This is a genomic window from Lichenihabitans sp. Uapishka_5 (genome assembly GCF_033947565.1).
Taxonomy (GTDB): domain Bacteria; phylum Pseudomonadota; class Alphaproteobacteria; order Rhizobiales; family Beijerinckiaceae; genus Lichenihabitans.
The window spans coordinates 1-853 of record NZ_JARPVX010000215.1 but is presented as its reverse complement, the minus strand read 5'-3'; the positions used below and the strand labels follow the sequence as shown (position 1 = coordinate 853).

The following is an 853-nucleotide window of genomic DNA, read 5'->3' as shown; positions in this document are numbered from 1 at the left end:
CTAGGAACTGTGGACTCTAATAGGTTTTGTGGCGTGAGAGACTGTGATTCAAGGCTGCTTTTGGGAGGCAGTCTTGGGGGTTCTGGATCGTTTGATCGTGACGGACGCGCAGTGGGCTCGGATAGCGCCGCAGATCATCGGGGACGAGCGCAGCCGGGGCACGTCCGGGCGGGACAACCGTCTGTTTGTGGAGGCGGTGTTGTGGATCGTGCGGACGGGCTCACCCTGGCGCGACCTGCCGGAGGCGTTTGGTGAGTGGAATAGCGTCTTTCGCCGGTTCAGTCGCTGGAGCCACAAAGGCGTGTGGTGGCGCATTTTCGACGCCATGGCGGACGATCCGGACTTCGAGTACCTGATCGTCGACTCCACCATCATCCGCGCCCACCAGCACGCCTCGGGCGCAAAAAAGGGGCTGCAGATCAGGCCCTTGGACGCTCGCGTGGCGGCCTGAGCACTAAGATCCACATGGCCGTGCGCGGGCTCGGGTGCCCGGTGCGCTTCGTTCTGACAGCTGGCCATCGCGGCGACGCACCACAGGCCGAGGCCCTGATCGAGGATCTTCCAGCCAAGATCGTGATGGCCGATGCGGCCTATGACAGCGACAAGATCCGCCGCACGATCAAGAACAAAGGCGCCAAGGCCGTCATTCCAAGCAACCCGTCGCGGGCCATCAAACACCCGCTCGACAAGCACCTTTATGCGCAGCGCCATCTGATCGAGTGCTGCTTCTCCAAGTTGAAGCAGTTCCGGCGCATTGCCACCCGATATGAAAAGACAGCGTGCAACTATGAAGCCATGATCGCCATCGCCGCAACCGTCCTATGGCTCAGGTAAATGTCCACACATCCTAGTG

At 61.1% G+C, this 853-nt stretch carries 1 protein-coding gene; it reads left to right on the top strand.

Features of this window, described 5'->3' with window-relative positions:
* The first annotated feature begins 73 nt into the window (after nt 1–73).
* Nucleotides 74–834, top strand: a protein-coding gene (locus P7D22_RS23265; protein WP_319936613.1) for an IS5 family transposase whose coding sequence is annotated in 2 segments (ribosomal slippage) — nt 74–401 and nt 401–834 — 762 coding nt in all. Because the reading frame shifts where the segments join, the coding sequence is not laid out codon by codon here.
* Nucleotides 835–853 lie beyond the last annotated feature (19 nt).